Source organism: Gemmobacter serpentinus (genome assembly GCF_008973825.1).
In the GTDB taxonomy this organism is placed as follows: domain Bacteria; phylum Pseudomonadota; class Alphaproteobacteria; order Rhodobacterales; family Rhodobacteraceae; genus Gemmobacter; species Gemmobacter serpentinus.
In genome coordinates, this window is record NZ_WCHR01000037.1 from 45,321 (window position 1) to 61,813 (window position 16,493).

Consider the following 16,493-nt stretch of genomic DNA (forward strand, 5'->3'; position numbering starts at 1 on the left):
GCAGGCTGGCCCTTTTGCGCTATTGCGACTGGACATAAGGCGAAGGGGGCCGGAATGCAATCATTCCGCCAAGCGGATGCCCGCCCGGTCCGTCGGGGGTGCTGCTGGCGCAAGGCAGCCATCTTGCCGCTGGTCGCACATCGGCCTATGCCAAAGGGATCAAAGGAACGGGGTCTCATGCGGATTTCAGTGGCTTGTGTTGTGCTTGCCGGGCTTTTGCCGGTCAGTCTTTTGCCGGGTTGCGTCAGCCAGGGCGGCGGTGTCTCGCTGTCACGCCAGCCGGTTCTGGCCGGAGCCGTGACGATTGCCGCCCCCAAGGGCTATTGCATCGAGCCCGGCTCGCGGCTGGAGCGTGGCGACAGCGCGCTAGTGATCCTTGGCCGCTGCGCGGGGGAAACCACGGCTGCCCCTGCCCTGCTGACCGCAACCATCGGTGCCAGCGGCAGCGGGACGGGGATCGCCGGGGACAGTGCGACCCTGGCCAACTGGTTCCGATCCGAGCGCGGGCGTGCCGCACTCAGCGACCGGGGACGGCCGGGCGATATCCGCATCGACCGGATCGAAAGCAAAGGCGATGTGCTGTTCCTGCAGCTCCGCGATCAGGGCGCGGGCGGCGGCGCGCAGACCGAGGGCTGGCGCGCGGTGATGCCGCTGCGCGGGCGGCTGGTCACGCTGACGGTTGCCGGGCCGCGCGAGGCTCCGCTGCCTGCCGCGGCAGGTCGCAGCCTGATCGGCCGCTTTGCCGACAGCCTTGCAAGCGCCAACCGCTGATCGCCCAGACAAAGCGCGCATTCCCGCGCACCCAGCGCGGCGCTTATGCAATTATTGTCAAGCGTTTGAGGCAATTGACAGGCTAGATAAACGAATCGTTCTTGTTTAGTGAACAATGTAAGAGCGAAGATGCAGACGGGGGCCTGCAAGACGCAGGATCGACGGCGGACTGATGGCGACAAGAATTGACTCCTTTCTGGACCGCATCCTACATGCGCGTTCGCTCAAGCGGTGGGAACGCTGGTCAGGCATGGCCGACAGCCTGGGCCTGGATCGGCTGCGCGACATGCGGGCGCGGGCGCGCGAGGCGCGCAGGCAGCTCGACAAGGTGATCCATATTGCCGAATACCGCCTGGCCTTGCCGGTGATCGGATCCAATGCGCTGCGCCGCCCGATCGGCACCGACTGGATCTGGCGGCCGCCGCTTTGGAAGGGTGAGATCCCAGTGCCGGGCTTTTCCTCGGTACCGTCCAAACAACAGATCATTGATGGCAGCACGGTCTTTCATGACTGCCGTCGTTCGGAACTGACCGTGCGCCAGATCCGCAACACGCGCGAAGCCGATCTGGCGCCTTTCGGACTGCGGATGGATGTGTTCCGTTTTGACGGATCCTTCCTGTCGCTGGTGATCGACCTGCCGCCCGAATCGGTGCAGGGGCTGAAGCTGCGCCATCTGGTGCGGCTGGATGCCATCGTGGAGATGGAAAAGCCGCTGGAGATCTTTGCCCGGCTCAACATCAAGCATGGCCCGAATGTAGAACAGATCGTGCGGGAACTGCCGCTGAATGCCGAAGAGGTGATGGTCGAATTTGACCTCGCCTATACCAAGATGAACGAAAAGCGGGTGGAGCGGCTCTGGATCGACCTGATCTTCGAGGGGCCGGAGATGAACCAGATCATCCTGCGCGACGTGACCCTGTCGCGCCGCCCGCGCGCCGATGTTTAAGAGGGACCCATGGCCGAGATCAAACTGACGAAGACGCGGGTCCGGGCCGGGGTCTGGGAGGGCATTCTGTCCACCGATGGCAGCAAGCCCCAGCTTGAGGTCCTGCATCTGGAACAGAAGATGCCGGGGCTGAGCGTGACCGATGTTGCAGGCCAAAGCGGCACATATGCCGTGCGCCTGCCGATCCCTGCCACCGTCTTGAGCGAGGGCGTGCAGACCTTCCTGTTCCGCGATGCCGCGACGGGAGAAAAGCTGACGCATTTCACCATCATCACTGGCGTCGCGATGGAGGACGATCTGCGCGCCGAAATCGACCTGCTACGGGCCGAGCTGGACATGCTCAAACGTGCCTTCCGACGCCATTGCCTCGAAACGATGGGTTGAAACCAGTGGGACAAGACTGAGGGGCACGGCTGCCGGGCAGGCGGATTATCGTCGAAAATCCGTCTTTCGCGTTTTCGACGAAACCGCGACCGCTCTGGATTTTTTGCGCCCACACCCCACCTATCTTGCAGCAGGACAGGAGACCCGTCATGACCTATGCCAAGACCGCCGAGGCGCTGGCCCGGCTGACCCCCGAAGAATATCGCGTCACGCAGCAAAACGGCACCGAGCGCCCGTTTACCGGTGCCTATGACCATCATTTTGAACCCGGAATCTATGTCGATATCGTCTCGGGTGAGCCGCTGTTTGCCTCCAGCGACAAGTTCGACAGCGGCTGTGGCTGGCCTGCATTCGCCCGCCCGATCGACGACGCCCATGTGGTGGAACTGCATGACAGCACCCATGGCATGATCCGAACCGAGGTGCGTTCGCAGCATGGCGACAGCCATCTGGGCCACGTCTTCCCAGACGGGCCGCGCGCGCTTGGCGGGCTGCGCTACTGCATCAATTCTGCCAGCCTGCGCTTCATCCCCAAGGCACAGATGGAGGCTGAAGGTTACGGCGAATGGCTGGATCGCGTCGGCTGAAAACCTGCCCGATCAGCACGAAAAAGGGGCGCGGTCCATGCCGCGCCCCTTTTCTATTTCAACGCGGGCCTTGCGGGGCGCTCAATCGCGCGCCGGGATCTTCAGGCCCTTTTGCACCGCCGGGCGGGCAAGGAACCGCTCCAGATAGGCGGGGACATTCTTCAGATCGGCCCAGCCCGCAATCTCGGAGGCCTTGTAGAACCCGTTCAGCGTATTGAGCCAGGGGCCAATGGCGATATCGGCAATGGAATAATCGCCCGCGATCCAGTCACGTCCCGCCAGCGCGCCATCCAGAACTTTCAGCAGGCGCGCAGCCTCGGCACGAAACCGTTCTTTCGGACGCGGATCATCGATATCCTTGCCAGCAAAGTGATGAAAGAACCCAAGCTGGCCGAACATCGGGCCCAGCCCGCCCATCTGGAACATCACCCATTGCAGCACCTCGTAGCGCTGCGCCTCGGGCAGAAGTTTGCCGGATTTCTCGGCCAGATAGATCAGGATTGCACCGCTTTCAAACAGCGCAAGCGGCCTGCCGCCCGGCCCGTTCGGGTCAAGGATCGCCGGGATCTTGTTGTTCGGGTTCAGACTGAGGAATTCCGGCGTCATCTGGTCGTTCTTGCCGAAATCCACCAGGTGCGGCTCGTAATCGAGGCCCATTTCCTCCAGCGCGACAGAGACTTTCACGCCATTTGGCGTGGGCAGCGAATAGAGCTGGATCACATCGGGCCGCGTCGCGGGCCAGCGGCGGGTGATCGGGAATTGCGACAGATCAGACATCAGAGCCTCCGGGGAATGTTTGGGGTGAAGGCTAGCCGCGTTTTCCCCATGCCGAAAGCGCACAATATGTGCGATAACACCCAGACCCTGTGCGAGAAGGACTGCGGCACCGCTCTGGCTCCCACGCAGCCCCCACAGGGACCGGAAACTGGGGCAATGGAAGGGTTCCCATAAAATGATTAACGAATTCAAGGCGTTTATTGCCAAGGGCAATGTCGTCGATCTGGCGGTCGGTATCATCATCGGTGCCGCCTTTACCGCAATCGTCAACTCGTTGGTGGCCGACCTGATCAATCCGATCATCGGGGTCATCACCGGCGGCATCGACTTCTCCAACCTGTTCATCAATCTCGGCTCGACCGAATACACCTCGCTCGCCGCTGCGCGCGAAGCAGGGGCTCCGGTCTTTGCCTATGGATCCTTCATCACCGCCGTGATCAACTTCATGATCATCGCCTGGGTGGTGTTCCTGCTGGTCAAGGCCGTGAACAAGCTGAAGGACGCGACCGCGCGGAAAGAGGCGGCCGAAGCCGCCGCCGCACCGGCCGGTCCGTCCGAACTGGACGTGCTGCTGGAGATCCGCGACGCCCTGAAACGCTGAGGCAAGGCCTGCGGCGCGAAACGCAAGGCCAGCCCCTCATATCCCGTGACCCAGGCGGCGGGGGTGGCCAAGCCCCCGCCGCTTTCATTCCCACCGAAAGGATCTGCCATGCGCGCCCTTGTCCTGTTGCCCTTTGCGCTTGTTCTGGCCGCCTGCCAACCTGACGGTGTTCGCCTGCCGGACCCGACCGGCGATACCAGCCAGAACGCCCTGGATTGGGCGGGCCGCTATGAGGGGCTGTTGCCCTGCGCCGATTGCGCGGGCATCCGCAGCGTGCTGGATCTGACCGAGGATGGGCATTTCACCCTGAGCGAAACCTATGAGGGCAAGGGCGGGACAGCCTTTGTCACCAAAGGACGCTTCACCTGGGATGCGGCGGGCTCTGTCATCACGCTGGGCAAAGGTTCCGACCTGCGCCGCTTCAAGGTGGGCGAGGGGCGGATCTGGCATCTGGACCAGCAGGGCCGCGTGATCGATGGTGCCTTGGCCGAGAATTACATCCTGACCAAATCGCGCTGAGTTCCTGTAGCACCCAGATTATTGGGGGCCGATGCCTTCGGGTGCCACGATATCAGGTGCCCCCGGCCGTTGCGGGGGCACGCGGCGTTCTCCGCTCAGATCTCCAGCGCGGCAGAGGCCGTGATCGAAGGCAGGCCCAAGGCCTCGCCCACCGCCGCATAGGTCAGCTTGCCCGCATGGGTATTCAGCCCGTTCAGCAGGTTGCGATCCTCGGCGCAGGCGCGTTTCCAGCCTTTATTGGCCAGGGCCAGCATGAAGGGCATGGTCGCATTGCCCAATCCTTGCGTCGAGGTGCGGGCCACAGCGCCGGGCATGTTCGCCACACAGTAATGCAGGATGCCATCCACCTCATAGATCGGGTCCTGATGGGTGGTGGCGCGGCTGGTCTCGAAACACCCCCCCTGATCGATGGCGACATCCACCAGAACCGACCCTGGCTGCATGGTGGAAAGCTGCGCCCGGCTGACCAGACGGGGGGCCGCAGCCCCTGGCACGAGAACCGCGCCAATCACCATATCAGCGCTGGTGATCAGCTCGGCCACCGCACCCGCGCTGGCATATTGCGTGGTCAGCCGCCCCATGAAGATATCGTCCAGATAGGACAGGCGCGGTACCGAACGGTCCAGCACGGTGACATTCGCCCCCATCCCAACCGCCACCCGCGCCGCAGCCGTGCCGACCACGCCACCGCCGATGATGATGACATTGGCAGGCCGCACACCCGGAATGCCGCCCAGCAGCACGCCACGCCCGCCATTGGCCTTTTGCAGCGCCCATGACCCAACCTGTGGCGCAAGACGGCCTGCAACCTCGGACATCGGCGCCAGCAGCGGCAAGCCGCCGCGCGCATCCGTCACCGTCTCATAGGCGATCGCCGTCACGCCGCTCTCCAACAGATCGCGGGTCTGGTCCGGGTCGGGGGCCAGATGCAGATAGGTAAACAGAAGCTGCCCCGCGCGCAGGCGCTTGCGCTCCACCGCCTGCGGCTCTTTCACCTTCACGATCATATCGGCGATGGCGAAGACCTCTTCTGCGGTATCAAGAATGGTCGCGCCCGCCGCGCGGTAATCTTCATCAGAAAAACCCGCACCAAGGCCGGCGCGGGTTTCGATGAACACCTGATGGCCATGACCTGTGGCCTCTTTCACCGCGTCGGGGGTCATGCCGACGCGAAATTCCTGCGGTTTGATTTCTTTCGGACAACCGATTTTCATAGCTACCTCCCGTTGTGCCACGCTGTTTTCTTCCGCGCGATCAGGATCAGGATGCGGCAGAATCATCGGCGGTTTTTCGATTTCTGTGGCGCCGGAGCCGGACGCGCGCGTAGACTTGCGCGTATCAGGCCCCTTTCACCGCAGAAATCACCGCGATCCATGGAACTTGACGCAACAGACCGCCGCATCCTGACCGTCTTGCAGAAGAACGGCCGCATCACCAATGCGGAACTGTCGGAACAGGTGAACCTTTCGGCCTCGGCCTGCCACCGCCGGGTGCAGCGGCTGGAGGAAGAAGGATATATTGCGGGCTATGTCGCGCTGCTGGATCCGCGCCGCCTTGGCCGCCCGACGACTGTGTTTGTGGAAATTACCCTGTCCGGCCAGGCCGATGAATTGCTGGATGCCTTTGAACGCGAGGTGGCACGGGTGCCAGACATTCTGGAATGCCATCTGATGGCGGGCAGCGCCGACTATCTGCTGAAGATCGTGGCCGAGGATACCGAAGATTTCGCCCGCATCCATCGCCAGTATCTCAGCCGCCTGCCCGGCGTCGCGCAGATGCAAAGCTCGTTCTCGTTGCGCACCGTGGTGAAGACGACGGCGCTTCAGGTCTGACATCCGGTCGGTGGAACCGGGCCAAGCTGAGGCCGTTCGATTATCATCGGGCCCCGAGCAGGAGGAACACCATGACCACGCCCAAGAACACCATCTGCCTTTGGTTCGACAGCGGCGCAGAAGAGGCCGCGCGGTTCTACGCCGCGACTTTCCCTGACAGCCATGTTGGCGCCGTGCAGCACGCGCCCACCGATTTTCCGGGTGGCCGCGCCGGTCAGGTGCTGACCGTGCAATTCACCGTGGCGGGTATCCCCTGCCTTGGTTTGAATGGCGGGCCGATCTTTCCGCAAAGCGAGGCATTCTCCTTCCAGATCGCGACCGATGATCAGGCCGAAACCGACCGTTACTGGAACGCGATTGTCGGCAATGGCGGCAAGGAAAGCGCCTGCGGGTGGTGCCGCGACAAATGGGGCCTGTCCTGGCAGATCACGCCGCGCACCCTGACCGAAGGCATGGCGGCCGGCGGGGCCGAGGCGCAGCGCGTCTTCACCGCGATGATGACGATGCACAAGATCGACGTGGCCGCGATTGATGCCGCACGCAAGGGGTAGGGCCTTTCTAGACTTACCGTCTGTCTGCACTGACCCAATCTGAACCGGCCCAACCTGAACCGGCCCAGTCTGAACATACACGGTCTGCGCTGGCCTGTTCTGCGCTGGCACAGCCAGAGGTGGTTTGGTCTGCACCGGCCCCCCGGTTTGGGCCCAGCCTTCCTCGGCCTGGCCTCCGCCGCCCCATCGGCGGCGATCCACCGCCCTGGGTCTGACCTCAAGCGGCCCATCTGCGCCGGTCGGGTCCGCCTCCGCCCCTTCCTTCCGAAAATGAAAAACCCCCGGCCACAGGACGGGGGTTCCTCGAAACTGGCGGGTTGCCCCGCCCAGTGTTCTGACGCGTCTTAGAGAGCGCCTTCGCGCTGAGCCTTCTTCCGTGCGAGTTTACGCGCACGACGGACGGCTTCGGCTTGTTCACGGGCCTTCTTGACGGAAGGCTTTTCGAAATGTTGCTTGAGCTTCATTTCACGGAACACGCCTTCACGCTGAAGTTTTTTCTTCAGGGCGCGGAGAGCCTGTTCGACGTTGTTATCACGAACGCTGACCTGCATGTGGTTGTCACCACCTTCCTAAGCTAGAGTTGCACTGATGTGCAGGCCCGCGCCCCATAGCAAAGCCCGGCCGAGTTGTCTACCATCTGACGGGAAAGGATGCCCGATGGACGCAGAAACCCCGTATTCCGCCCCCTATTCCGCGGCCCGCGCCGCGATTTTGGAGGCAGCCTTGGCCCATGTGCCCTTCGATGGCTGGTCGGATGCCACCCTGCGCGCCGCAATGGCCGATTCGGGCGTGGCACCAGGTCTGGCCAGCGCGATCTTCCCGCGCGGGGCGCTGGATCTGGCGCTGGCCTATCACCGGCGCGGCGATGCCGCGATGGTCGCCACCCTTCAGGCCGCTGATCTGGCGCAGATGCGCTTTCGTGACCGTATCGCATTCGCGGTGATGGCGCGCCTTGACCTGGTCGAGGACAAGGAGCTGGTCCGTCGGGGCACCACCTTCTTCGCCATGCCGCAAAACGCGGCCGAGGGGGCAAAGGCGATCTGGGGCACGGCGGATGCGATCTGGACCGCACTTGGCGACACCTCCGACGATCTGAACTGGTATACAAAGCGCAGCACGCTGTCGGCGGTCTATTCGGCAACCGTGCTTTATTGGCTGGGCGACTCGAGCGAAGGTCAGCGCGACACCCGCGATTTCCTGGATCGCCGCATCGGCAATGTCATGGACTTTGAAAAATTCAAGGCCAGCCCCCTGGGCAAGACCCTGCTTTCGCCCCTGAAACTGTTTTCCGGGCTGCGCGCGCCGCAATCGCGCAAGGCCTGCCACCCGGACCATCTGCCCGGCAGCCTGAAAGACCCGACATGACGCTTCCCCCGCCCCATACCATGCAGGCCATCGCGATTTCGGAACCCGGTGGCCCCGAGGTGCTGAAACCCGTGGAGGTCACGGTGCCGGTGCCCAATCATGGCGAGATCCTGATCCGCGTGGCCTATGCGGGGGTGAACCGCCCCGATGCGCTGCAACGCGCAGGCCTTTATGCGCCGCCCCCCACGGCCTCCCCCCTGCCGGGGCTGGAGGCTGCGGGCTGGGTCGCGGCCGTCGGCCCCGGCGTCACCAAATGGCAGCCCGGCGACCGGGTGACCGCGCTGCTGCCCGGCGGCGGCTATGCCGAATATGCCATCACCCCGGAAGATCACGCTTTGCCGGTGCCCGAAGGCATCGCCCTGCGCGACGCGGCCTGCCTGCCCGAGACCTGTTTCACCGTCTGGTCCAATGTGATGATCCGGGGTGGCTTGCGCGCGGGCGAACGCTTTCTGGTCCATGGCGGGGCATCGGGCATCGGCACCACCGCGATCCAGATGGCGCGCGCCATCGGGGCCCGGGTCTTTGCCACCGCCGGCAGCCCCGAGAAATGCGCAGCCTGCGAGGCGCTCGGGGCTGAAAAGGCGGTGAATTACCATGACGAGGATTTCGTGAAGGTGATGAAGGCCGAGGGCGGTGCCCATGTCATCCTTGATATGGTCGGCGGCGATTACATCCAGCGCAACGTCAAGGCGCTGGCCGATGAGGGGCGGCTGGTGCAGATTGCCTTCCTGCAAGGCAGCAAAGCAGAGCTGAACTTTGCCGAGGTGATGATGCGCCGCCTGACCCTTACCGGATCGACCCTGCGCCCGCAAAGCGATCTGGCCAAAGCGCGCTATGCCCGCCACCTTGCCAAACATGTCTGGCCGATGGTCGAGCGCGGCACGTTGCGCCCGGTGATCGACAGCGAATTTCCCTTGATCGAGGCCGCCGCAGCCCATGCCCGCATGGAAAGCAACGCCCATATCGGCAAGATCGTGTTGAAACTGGCCTGATCGGACCAGATCAGGGCAAGGGCGGGGCAGAACGGCCCGCCCCGCCACAATCGCCGTTTCCATGCCATGAACGATCCGCTGCATTTCCCCCAAACCGTCCCGCCCTCGCCGCTATCTCGCCTGAATTGAAGATCAATAAGGGCCGGGACAGCGCATAGGCCGCATGGGGAAGACAATGGACCGACTGACCGAAATGGAAGCTTTTGCCACCGTGGTGGATCAGGGCGGTTTTACCGATGCAGCCAAGAAAATGGGCATTTCAAAATCTGCCGTATCCAAACACGTCTCGGCGCTGGAGGCCCGGCTTGGGGCCCGGCTGCTGAACCGCACCACAAGGCGGGTCAGCCCGACCGAGATCGGACTGGCCTATTACGACCGCGCCCGCCGCGTGCTCAATGATGCGGGCGAGGCGGATGCGCTGGTGACCTCGATGCAATCGGCACCGTCGGGCCTCCTGCGCATCTCTGTCGCCACCGATTTCGGGGTGAACCTGCTCTCGCCGATCCTTGGCGATTTCCTGCTGGAATATCCCGATATCACCGTGAACATGGTGCTGAACAACCGCTATGTCGAACTGATCTCCGAAGGGTTCGACATGGCGATCCGCGTCGGCGAGCTGGAAGACAGCAGCCTGCGCGCCCGCAAGCTGACCGAGACGTCAAAGCGCATGATCGGCTCGCCCAGCTATTTCCAGAAATTCGGTCGACCGATGAAGATCGATGACCTGAACGAACACAAACTTTTGCACTATTCCAACCAGGCCAATGGCAATGTGTGGAAAGTGACTGCGCCCTCGGGGGAAAAGCGTCAGGTCCGCTCCAACGGCTGGCTGACGGTGAATGACGGGCAATCGCTGCTCAATGCCGCGATTGCGGGCCTTGGCATCGCCTATCTGCCCTCGTTCCTTTACGCCGATGCGCTGGCCAAGGGTCAGATCGAAGAGGCGATCCCGGGCCTGCCGATCGAGATGCTGGGGATCTATGCGGTCTATCCGCCGGGCCGCTTCACCCAGCCGAAAGTGCGTGCCTTCATCGACTTCCTTGCGCGGCGCTTCCTTGAAAAAGGCCCCGAAAACTGGTGATCCACCACGGGGAACCGCGCTCTTAAAGCCAGACGATCAGGGGGCAGCCCCGATCTGGGTCGAGGTCAACATGACCTCGACCCTTCTGTTTTGCGTGCGCCCCTCGGGGCTCAGGTTGCTGACGCGCGGGGCAAGATAGCCCACGCCCTCGGCCTCGATCCGGTCGGCCGATATGCCCTGCGCAATCAGCGCCTTGCGCACCGCCTGTGCCCGCGCCTTGGAAAGCGCGATATTGCCCGCAAGCCCACCCGAGGCATCGGTATGGCCAACCAGCGCGATGCGGGCGTCAGGGCGCGCCTTGAGGTAATCGGCCAATTGTGTCAGCACGACAGGTGTTGCGCCCTGAAGCTCGGCCTTGCCGGATGCGAAATTCACCCCGTCCAGCACGACACTTCCCGCATTTTCCAGCCTTGCCCCCAATTGCCCGACCGGCTGCGGCGCAAGCGGAGGTGCCGCGGGCTGGGCCCTGTCGACCTGCGATGCGGTGGTGTCAGGCACCGCCATCGCCGGCGCATCCGCCATCAGCGCCCCGCTGACCCGCGTCAGCTGCACAAAGGCCGCCATCCGCGCCCGGCTGATCGTCAGGCTGAGCATGGCATCGCCCTTGCGCAGCGCGATATAGCGAAAATCGCCCAGATCGACATGCATGTCGGGTTCCATGATCAAGGGCAGCGCATAGCGGAAATCAAAGCCGCCACATTCATCGGTGTCGCAGGCAAAAACCTCGCGCCAGCCCTCGGCCAGCAATTGCGCCCGCAACCGCTGCGCCAGATCCAGCGTGCTCTGGTCGGTGTCGATGCGCCAGGCGGTCTGGTCCACCAGCCCCGCGCGTTCCTCGCCCGGCACAGATCCGGCCTGCCAGCGCCCGGTCGCGATCCGCAAGGACGCGCCCTGTTCGCTTTGCGTCGCGGTCTGCACCGCAGGCGCGCCGAAATCCAGCGCCTGCGCCTGCAGGGCGGCGGGCGCGGAAAGGGTGAACAGCAAGGGCAATAGCAGGCGCATCAGGGGATCCGGTAATGGTAATGCGTGACCGCTACCATGCCGAGCCGCGTATACAAGGCCCGCGCCGGGGCGTTCTGTTCGGTCACCACAAGGGCAAGCCGCGATGCCCCCTGATCTTGCGCCCAACATGCCGCAGCCCGCAAGATGTTGACGGCGGTTCCCTGCCGACGCAGATCAGGTCGCACCTCCAGCGCGTGCAGCATCGCGATATCGCCATGCACCGCCACAAAGGCCGCGCCGGCAGGCGTGTCATTGCTGCGGCCCAGAATGGCGGATTTCGGCCCCAGAACCCGCGCCATAACCTCGACGCGGGCGGGGCCAATGCCGCCCTCGGCCCAAAGGTCCAGGGTGATGGCAAGCGGTGGCCAATGCGTAAAGGCGGCCATCGGGCTGACCTCGCCCTGCAGATCGGAAAGGGCTGCCGCATAGGCCACGACCGGGTCATGCCGCCGGTAGCCGCGCGCGGCCAATGCCGCATCCAGCGCCGCGTCACCTTCGCGCAGCACCCAGAGCCGCCCCTGCCCCATCGCGTCCATGCGCGCCTCGGCCAGTTCGATGTCCTCAGGCACCCACGGCCCTTCGGCGCTGGCCGCACTGACCCGCTGCCCGCCGCCCGCCCCATCGCGCAGCCGCCACGGCCCGACGGTCAGGCTGCGCGCGGGCGGCCATGTGGCCTCCATTGCCTCGGCCAGTTCGGCGGGCGTCATCATCCGAACAACGCCTGCAAACGCAGCATGGCCGCCGACAATCGGGCGGGATCGGTGCCCCGGATCACCAGATTGGTGCCGAACGCGCCATTCTGGGTGAAGGGATAGGACCCCATCGACAGGTCCGGGAAATCGGCCGCAAGGTCCGCGAAAGGCCCGGCCACCTCGCCCTCGCCGCGGTTCACCCGCAGCGATTGCGACAAAAGCGGCGCGCCGCCGGCGATGCCTTGCAGGACACCGGCCACCATCGCCTCGAAGATATTGGGAACGCCCGCCATGACATGGACATTGCCAAGGCTGAAGCCCGGCGCCACAGAGACCGGATTGTCGATCAGCACCGCGCCATCGGGGATACGCGCCATGCGCTGGCGGGCTGCGTTGAACTCCACCCCGGCGCGGTCGTAATGGGCCTGCAACAGCGCCATCGCATCAGCGCGATGTGTGATGGCCACGCCAAAGGCTGCCGCAATGGCCTCCGCCGTGATGTCGTCATGGGTCGGGCCAATGCCGCCGCTGGTAAAGACATGATCCCACTCTGCCCGCAGCGCATTCACTGCCTGAATGATCGCCTCCGGCTCATCCGCGACCACGCGCGCCTCCATCAGACGGATGCCGCGCGCGTTCAATGCGCCCGCCAGATGATGGGTATTGCTGTCACGGGTGCGGCCCGACAGGATCTCGTCGCCGATCACCAGCATGGCGGCGGTGGGGTTGGACATGGGATGTGCCTCCTTCATCACGGCCAGCCTAGCGCGCGGCGCGGACAGTGGCAAATGACTGGCCAGTGAGCCGGGCCGCCGAAAGCCCCGCCCCGACAGGCCGCGCCCGGCCTCTGGCCTTTTGCCGGATCACCCTTTATCTACACGCCCAAACCAAGGAAAGGGCACCCTGTGAACGATCTGCGTGGCCGCGTCACCAAGGATGGTATCCGCATCTATGAGGATGCCGATTTTGCAGGTATGCGTGCCGCCGGTCAGGTGACGGCACAGATCCTGGATGCCGTGGCATCCTTGGTGAAGCCAGGGGCCACCACCGCCGAAATTGACGCCTTCATCACCGATGAGGTGAAGCGCCATGGCGTCACCTCGGCCACCATCGGCTACAAGGGGTATCAGCACGCCTCCTGCATCAGCGTGAACCATGTGGTCTGCCACGGCATTCCGGGTAGCAAGGTGCTGGCGGATGGCGACATCCTGAATATCGACGTCACGGTGATCGTTGATGGCTGGTTCGGCGACAGCTCGCGCATGTATGTGGCGGGCACGCCAGGCCGCAAGGCCGAACGTCTGATCGAGGTCACGCATGAGGGCCTGATGCGGGGCATTGCGGCCGTGAAGCCCGGCAATACCTTCGGCGATATCGGCCACGCCATTCAGGCCTATGTCGAGGCGCAGCGCATGTCGGTCGTGCGCGATTTCTGCGGCCATGGGCTGGGTCGGGTGTTCCATGCGCCGCCGAATGTGCTGCATTACGGGCGCGCGGGCTCCGGTCCGGTGCTGGAGGAAGGCATGTTCTTCACCATCGAGCCGATGGTGAACCTTGGCCGTCCCGAAACCAAGGTTCTGGCCGATGACTGGACAGCGGTGACGCGCGACAAATCGCTGTCGGCGCAGTATGAGCATTCCATCGGGGTGACCGCGACGGGCTGCGAGATCTTCACCCTGTCGCCCGCTGACAAATTCTTCCGCACCTGGGAGTGAAGGCATGGATGATCTGGCCGAACCGCTTGGCGATATCCATCCGCTGTTTCACGGCGCGCCCTCCTCGACCGAGTTCAAGAAGCTGCGCAAGCGGCTGGTGCGCGAGACCCGCGAGGCCATCGAGCATTACGGGATGATCGAACGCGGCGCGCGCTGGCTGGTCTGCCTGTCGGGCGGCAAGGACAGCTACACGCTGCTGGCGGTTTTGCACGAGCTGAAATGGCGCGGGTTGCTGCCGGTCGATCTGCTGGCGTGCAATCTGGATCAGGGGCAACCGAATTTTCCCGCCACCGTCCTGCCGGAGTTTCTGGCGCGGATGGGCGTGCCGCACCGGATCGAATATCAGGATACCTATTCCATCGTGATGGACAAGATCGGCGCGGGCAAGACCATGTGTTCGCTCTGCTCGCGGCTTCGACGCGGCAACCTATACCGGATCGCGCGCGAGGAAGGCTGTTCTGCCGTGGTGCTGGGCCATCACCGCGATGACATTCTGGAAACCTTTTTCATGAACCTGTTTCACGGCGGGCGGCTGGCCACCATGCCGCCGAAGCTGTTGAACGAGGATGGGGATCTGTTCGTCTATCGCCCGCTGGCCTTTTCTGCCGAGGTGGATTGCGAGAAATTCGCCCGCGCGCTGAACTATCCGATCATCCCCTGCGATCTTTGCGGCAGCCAGGAAGGCCTGCAACGCCAGCAGGTCAAGCAATTGCTGGATGGCTGGGAGGCCCGCAATCCGGGTCGGCGGCAGGTGATGTTCCGGGCGCTGATGAACGCGCGTCCCTCGCATCTTCTGGATCCGTCGCTATTCGATTTTGCCGGGCTGATGCGCGGGGCGGCACCGGAAAGCGGTGCAGTTTCCGAAAATCCTCTGCATTTCGGCGCACCGCTTTAACCTTTGATTGCCGAAGCCACGCCTAGCCTGCGGTCACGCGGGGATGTCCTCCCGCGCTTGGCAGGAGGCAGGACATGTCCGAAGACCCGGCGATGGACGAGGCGACGATCTGGACGCGCCTGTTATGGCTGTTGCGCCGGAAAGAGGTGCTGGCGCTGGTGCCGGTCATCATGCTGGCCTGCTACTGGCTGGCGGGTGACACGGCCATGCTGGCCGTTGCGCTGTTCGCTCCGCTGGCGCTGACGCTGATCGGTGCGCTGCGCCTTGAGCCACCGCCGCCCCAGATGACTGACCCGCTGGAAGGCATCGCGCTGCGCCCGCAACTGGTGGCCTCGCTGGATGGGTTTCTGAAACAGGCCCCGCTTTCGGGGCTGCAAAGCGGCTGCCTCGTGCTGCAATTCGACGGTGCCGAGGTCCTGCGCGAGCGTCATGGCCGCGCCGCACAGGCCGAGATCATCGCCCGCAGCGCCGAACGGCTGTGTTCGGCCCTGCGCATGGGCGATATCGTGGCCCGGTTGGAAGGCGGCGGTTTCGCCGTGGTGCTGGCACCGCAGCGGCGGTTGACGCTGGAAACCATGATCCAGCTTTCAGCACGTTTGCAGGCGGCATTGGCCCCACCGATCCATCTGGATGTCGCCCGGATCTATATCAGCTGTTCGATCGGCTTCTGCCTGCCAAACCATCTGCCCGACCGCTCATCCGCAGACAGATCCGGTGCCGCCATGCTGGATGCCGCGCAGATCGCCGCGGATGAGGCGCAGCGTCATGGGCCAGGCGCGATCCGTGCCTTTTCCCCCGATATGCCCGCGACCCGTGCCGATCGCGATGCCATGCGGGCATTGCTTGAAACCGCGCTGGATACCGGCCAGATCGTCGCGCATTTCCAACCGCAATTGCGCACCGATACCGGCACGATTTCGGGGTTCGAGGTGCTGGCCCGCTGGCAGCATCCGGAACGCGGCACCGTGCCCCCGATGGAGTTTCTGCCCGCCCTGGAGGATGCGGGCCTGTCGGAACGGCTGGCCGAGGTCATGCTGTTTCAGGCCCTGACCGCGCTTGCCCGATGGGACAAGGCCGGGCTGCCGGTTCCGATGATCGGGGTCAACTTCTCGCTTTCGGATCTGCGCAATCCACGCCTGGTCGAAAAGCTGCAATGGGAGCTGGAACGCTTTGACCTGACGCCCGATCGGCTGGCGGTGGAGGTGCTGGAAAATGTCGTGGCCTCGCCCGATGATGATGTGGTCGTGCGCAATATCGCGGCGCTGTCGCGGCTGCATTTCGGCATTGACCTGGACGATTTTGGCACGGGCCATGCCTCGATCACCAATATCCGCCGGTTCGAGGTGCGGCGACTGAAGATTGATCGCAGCTTCGTCACCCGCATCGACACCGATCCCGAACAGCAGAAGATTGTGGCCGCCATCCTGTCCATGGCGGAAAAGCTGGGGCTGGATACGTTGGCAGAAGGGGTGGAGACAGCTTCCGAACTGGCGCAGATCGCCCGCATGGGATGTGGCCATGTGCAGGGCTTCGGCATTGGTCGCCCGATGGGCTTTGATCAGGCAACGGAGTGGATGCTGCATCACCGCAGCACACAACGCCCGACCGGGCAAAAACGCGGCCCGCGCCTGGCCTGACAGACGCGCCGACCGGCGTGGTCATCAGGACCAATGCCGCTGTTTCCCTCCCCAGACCCAGACCCAGACCCAGACCCAGACCCAGACCCAGACCCAGACCCAGACCCAGACCCAGACCCAGACCCAGACCCAGACCCAGACCCAGA

At 64.0% G+C, this 16,493-nt stretch carries 20 protein-coding genes; 14 read left to right on the forward strand and 6 right to left on the reverse strand.

Annotated elements, in window-relative coordinates:
- Window positions 1-177: 177 nt before the first annotated feature.
- The 4 genes from GBJ34_RS17755 (at window position 178) to msrB (ending at window position 2,688) form a co-directional block, all read left to right on the forward strand.
- A complete protein-coding gene (locus GBJ34_RS17755; RefSeq protein ID WP_151720538.1) occupies window positions 178-771 on the forward strand; it encodes a cation transport ATPase in 594 nt (197 codons plus the stop codon).
- A 172-nt stretch (window positions 772-943) separates the two neighbouring features.
- Window positions 944-1,717, forward strand: coding sequence for a DUF6478 family protein (locus GBJ34_RS17760; protein WP_192931276.1), 774 nt, complete (start codon window positions 944-946; stop codon window positions 1,715-1,717).
- A gap of 9 nt (window positions 1,718-1,726) precedes the next feature.
- Window positions 1,727-2,101 carry a hypothetical protein gene (locus tag GBJ34_RS17765; RefSeq protein ID WP_151720539.1) on the forward strand — a complete coding sequence of 125 codons (375 nt, stop codon included), beginning with the start codon at window positions 1,727-1,729 and terminating at the stop codon, window positions 2,099-2,101.
- Window positions 2,102-2,250: 149 nt separating this feature from the next.
- Window positions 2,251-2,688 (forward strand): peptide-methionine (R)-S-oxide reductase MsrB, encoded by a 438-nt coding sequence (gene msrB, locus GBJ34_RS17770; RefSeq protein WP_151720540.1) that lies wholly within the window; start codon window positions 2,251-2,253, stop codon window positions 2,686-2,688.
- 81 nt (window positions 2,689-2,769) lie between these two features.
- Here msrB and GBJ34_RS17775 read toward each other — a convergent pair whose 3' ends face one another.
- Window positions 2,770-3,465: a glutathione S-transferase family protein gene (locus GBJ34_RS17775; protein ID WP_151720541.1), complete on the reverse strand. Its 696-nt coding sequence runs from the start codon at window positions 3,463-3,465 to the stop codon at window positions 2,770-2,772.
- 175 nt (window positions 3,466-3,640) lie between these two features.
- On the opposite strand from GBJ34_RS17775, the gene mscL reads away from it, so the two are divergent.
- A complete protein-coding gene (gene mscL / locus GBJ34_RS17780; protein ID WP_151720542.1) occupies window positions 3,641-4,066 on the forward strand; it encodes a large conductance mechanosensitive channel protein MscL in 426 nt (141 codons plus the stop codon).
- Window positions 4,067-4,174: 108 nt separating this feature from the next.
- Complete coding sequence (locus GBJ34_RS17785; protein ID WP_151720543.1) at window positions 4,175-4,585, forward strand: copper resistance protein NlpE; 411 nt, start codon at window positions 4,175-4,177, stop codon at window positions 4,583-4,585.
- Window positions 4,586-4,680: 95 nt separating this feature from the next.
- Here the strand turns inward: GBJ34_RS17785 and ald are convergent, their stop codons facing one another.
- Window positions 4,681-5,799, reverse strand: coding sequence for an alanine dehydrogenase (gene ald / locus GBJ34_RS17790; RefSeq protein WP_151720544.1), 1,119 nt, complete (start codon window positions 5,797-5,799; stop codon window positions 4,681-4,683).
- A gap of 159 nt (window positions 5,800-5,958) precedes the next feature.
- Here ald and GBJ34_RS17795 point away from each other — a divergent pair, with 159 nt between their 5' ends.
- Together GBJ34_RS17795 and GBJ34_RS17800 are read left to right on the forward strand one after the other, a co-directional pair.
- Window positions 5,959-6,417 carry an Lrp/AsnC family transcriptional regulator gene (locus tag GBJ34_RS17795; RefSeq protein WP_151720545.1) on the forward strand — a complete coding sequence of 153 codons (459 nt, stop codon included), beginning with the start codon at window positions 5,959-5,961 and terminating at the stop codon, window positions 6,415-6,417.
- A gap of 71 nt (window positions 6,418-6,488) precedes the next feature.
- Window positions 6,489-6,968, forward strand: coding sequence for a VOC family protein (locus GBJ34_RS17800; RefSeq protein WP_151720546.1), 480 nt, complete (start codon window positions 6,489-6,491; stop codon window positions 6,966-6,968).
- 344 nt (window positions 6,969-7,312) lie between these two features.
- Here the strand turns inward: GBJ34_RS17800 and rpsU are convergent, their stop codons facing one another.
- Entirely contained in the window at window positions 7,313-7,519 is a 207-nt protein-coding gene (rpsU, locus tag GBJ34_RS17805) for a 30S ribosomal protein S21 (RefSeq protein ID WP_023666753.1), read from the reverse strand.
- Window positions 7,520-7,625: 106 nt separating this feature from the next.
- Here rpsU and GBJ34_RS17810 point away from each other — a divergent pair, with 106 nt between their 5' ends.
- The 3 genes from GBJ34_RS17810 to GBJ34_RS17820 all read left to right on the forward strand — a co-directional run bounded on the left by GBJ34_RS17810 (window position 7,626) and on the right by GBJ34_RS17820 (window position 10,406).
- Complete coding sequence (locus GBJ34_RS17810; protein WP_151720547.1) at window positions 7,626-8,333, forward strand: COQ9 family protein; 708 nt, start codon at window positions 7,626-7,628, stop codon at window positions 8,331-8,333.
- Complete coding sequence (locus GBJ34_RS17815) at window positions 8,330-9,325, forward strand: NAD(P)H-quinone oxidoreductase (RefSeq protein WP_151720548.1); 996 nt, start codon at window positions 8,330-8,332, stop codon at window positions 9,323-9,325. Before GBJ34_RS17810 ends, GBJ34_RS17815 begins: the two co-directional genes overlap by 4 nt.
- A 175-nt stretch (window positions 9,326-9,500) precedes the next feature.
- On the forward strand, window positions 9,501-10,406 hold the full coding sequence (locus GBJ34_RS17820) for a LysR family transcriptional regulator (RefSeq protein WP_151720549.1): 906 nt from the start codon (window positions 9,501-9,503) through the stop codon (window positions 10,404-10,406).
- Between the two features lie 36 nt (window positions 10,407-10,442).
- On the opposite strand, the gene GBJ34_RS17825 is transcribed toward GBJ34_RS17820, so the two are convergent.
- From GBJ34_RS17825 to GBJ34_RS17835, 3 genes are read right to left on the reverse strand one after another with little or no spacing between them, the layout of a single operon-like run.
- Window positions 10,443-11,408: an OmpA family protein gene (locus GBJ34_RS17825; protein WP_151720550.1), complete on the reverse strand. Its 966-nt coding sequence runs from the start codon at window positions 11,406-11,408 to the stop codon at window positions 10,443-10,445.
- Entirely contained in the window at window positions 11,408-12,115 is a 708-nt protein-coding gene (locus tag GBJ34_RS17830; RefSeq protein WP_151720558.1) for a GNAT family N-acetyltransferase, read from the reverse strand. Before GBJ34_RS17830 ends, GBJ34_RS17825 begins: the two co-directional genes overlap by 1 nt.
- Window positions 12,115-12,834, reverse strand: coding sequence for a competence/damage-inducible protein A (locus tag GBJ34_RS17835; RefSeq protein WP_151720551.1), 720 nt, complete (start codon window positions 12,832-12,834; stop codon window positions 12,115-12,117). Before GBJ34_RS17835 ends, GBJ34_RS17830 begins: the two co-directional genes overlap by 1 nt.
- A gap of 171 nt (window positions 12,835-13,005) precedes the next feature.
- Between GBJ34_RS17835 and map the strand changes: the two genes are divergently transcribed.
- From map to GBJ34_RS17850, 3 genes are all read left to right on the forward strand, one after another.
- Window positions 13,006-13,815 (forward strand): type I methionyl aminopeptidase, encoded by an 810-nt coding sequence (gene map / locus GBJ34_RS17840; RefSeq protein WP_151720552.1) that lies wholly within the window; start codon window positions 13,006-13,008, stop codon window positions 13,813-13,815.
- Between the two features lie 4 nt (window positions 13,816-13,819).
- Window positions 13,820-14,710, forward strand: a complete 891-nt coding sequence (gene ttcA, locus GBJ34_RS17845; RefSeq protein ID WP_151720553.1) for a tRNA 2-thiocytidine(32) synthetase TtcA — start codon at window positions 13,820-13,822, stop codon at window positions 14,708-14,710.
- A 74-nt stretch (window positions 14,711-14,784) separates the two neighbouring features.
- Window positions 14,785-16,347, forward strand: a complete 1,563-nt coding sequence (locus GBJ34_RS17850) for a putative bifunctional diguanylate cyclase/phosphodiesterase (RefSeq protein ID WP_151720554.1) — start codon at window positions 14,785-14,787, stop codon at window positions 16,345-16,347.
- Window positions 16,348-16,493: the final 146 nt, after the last annotated feature.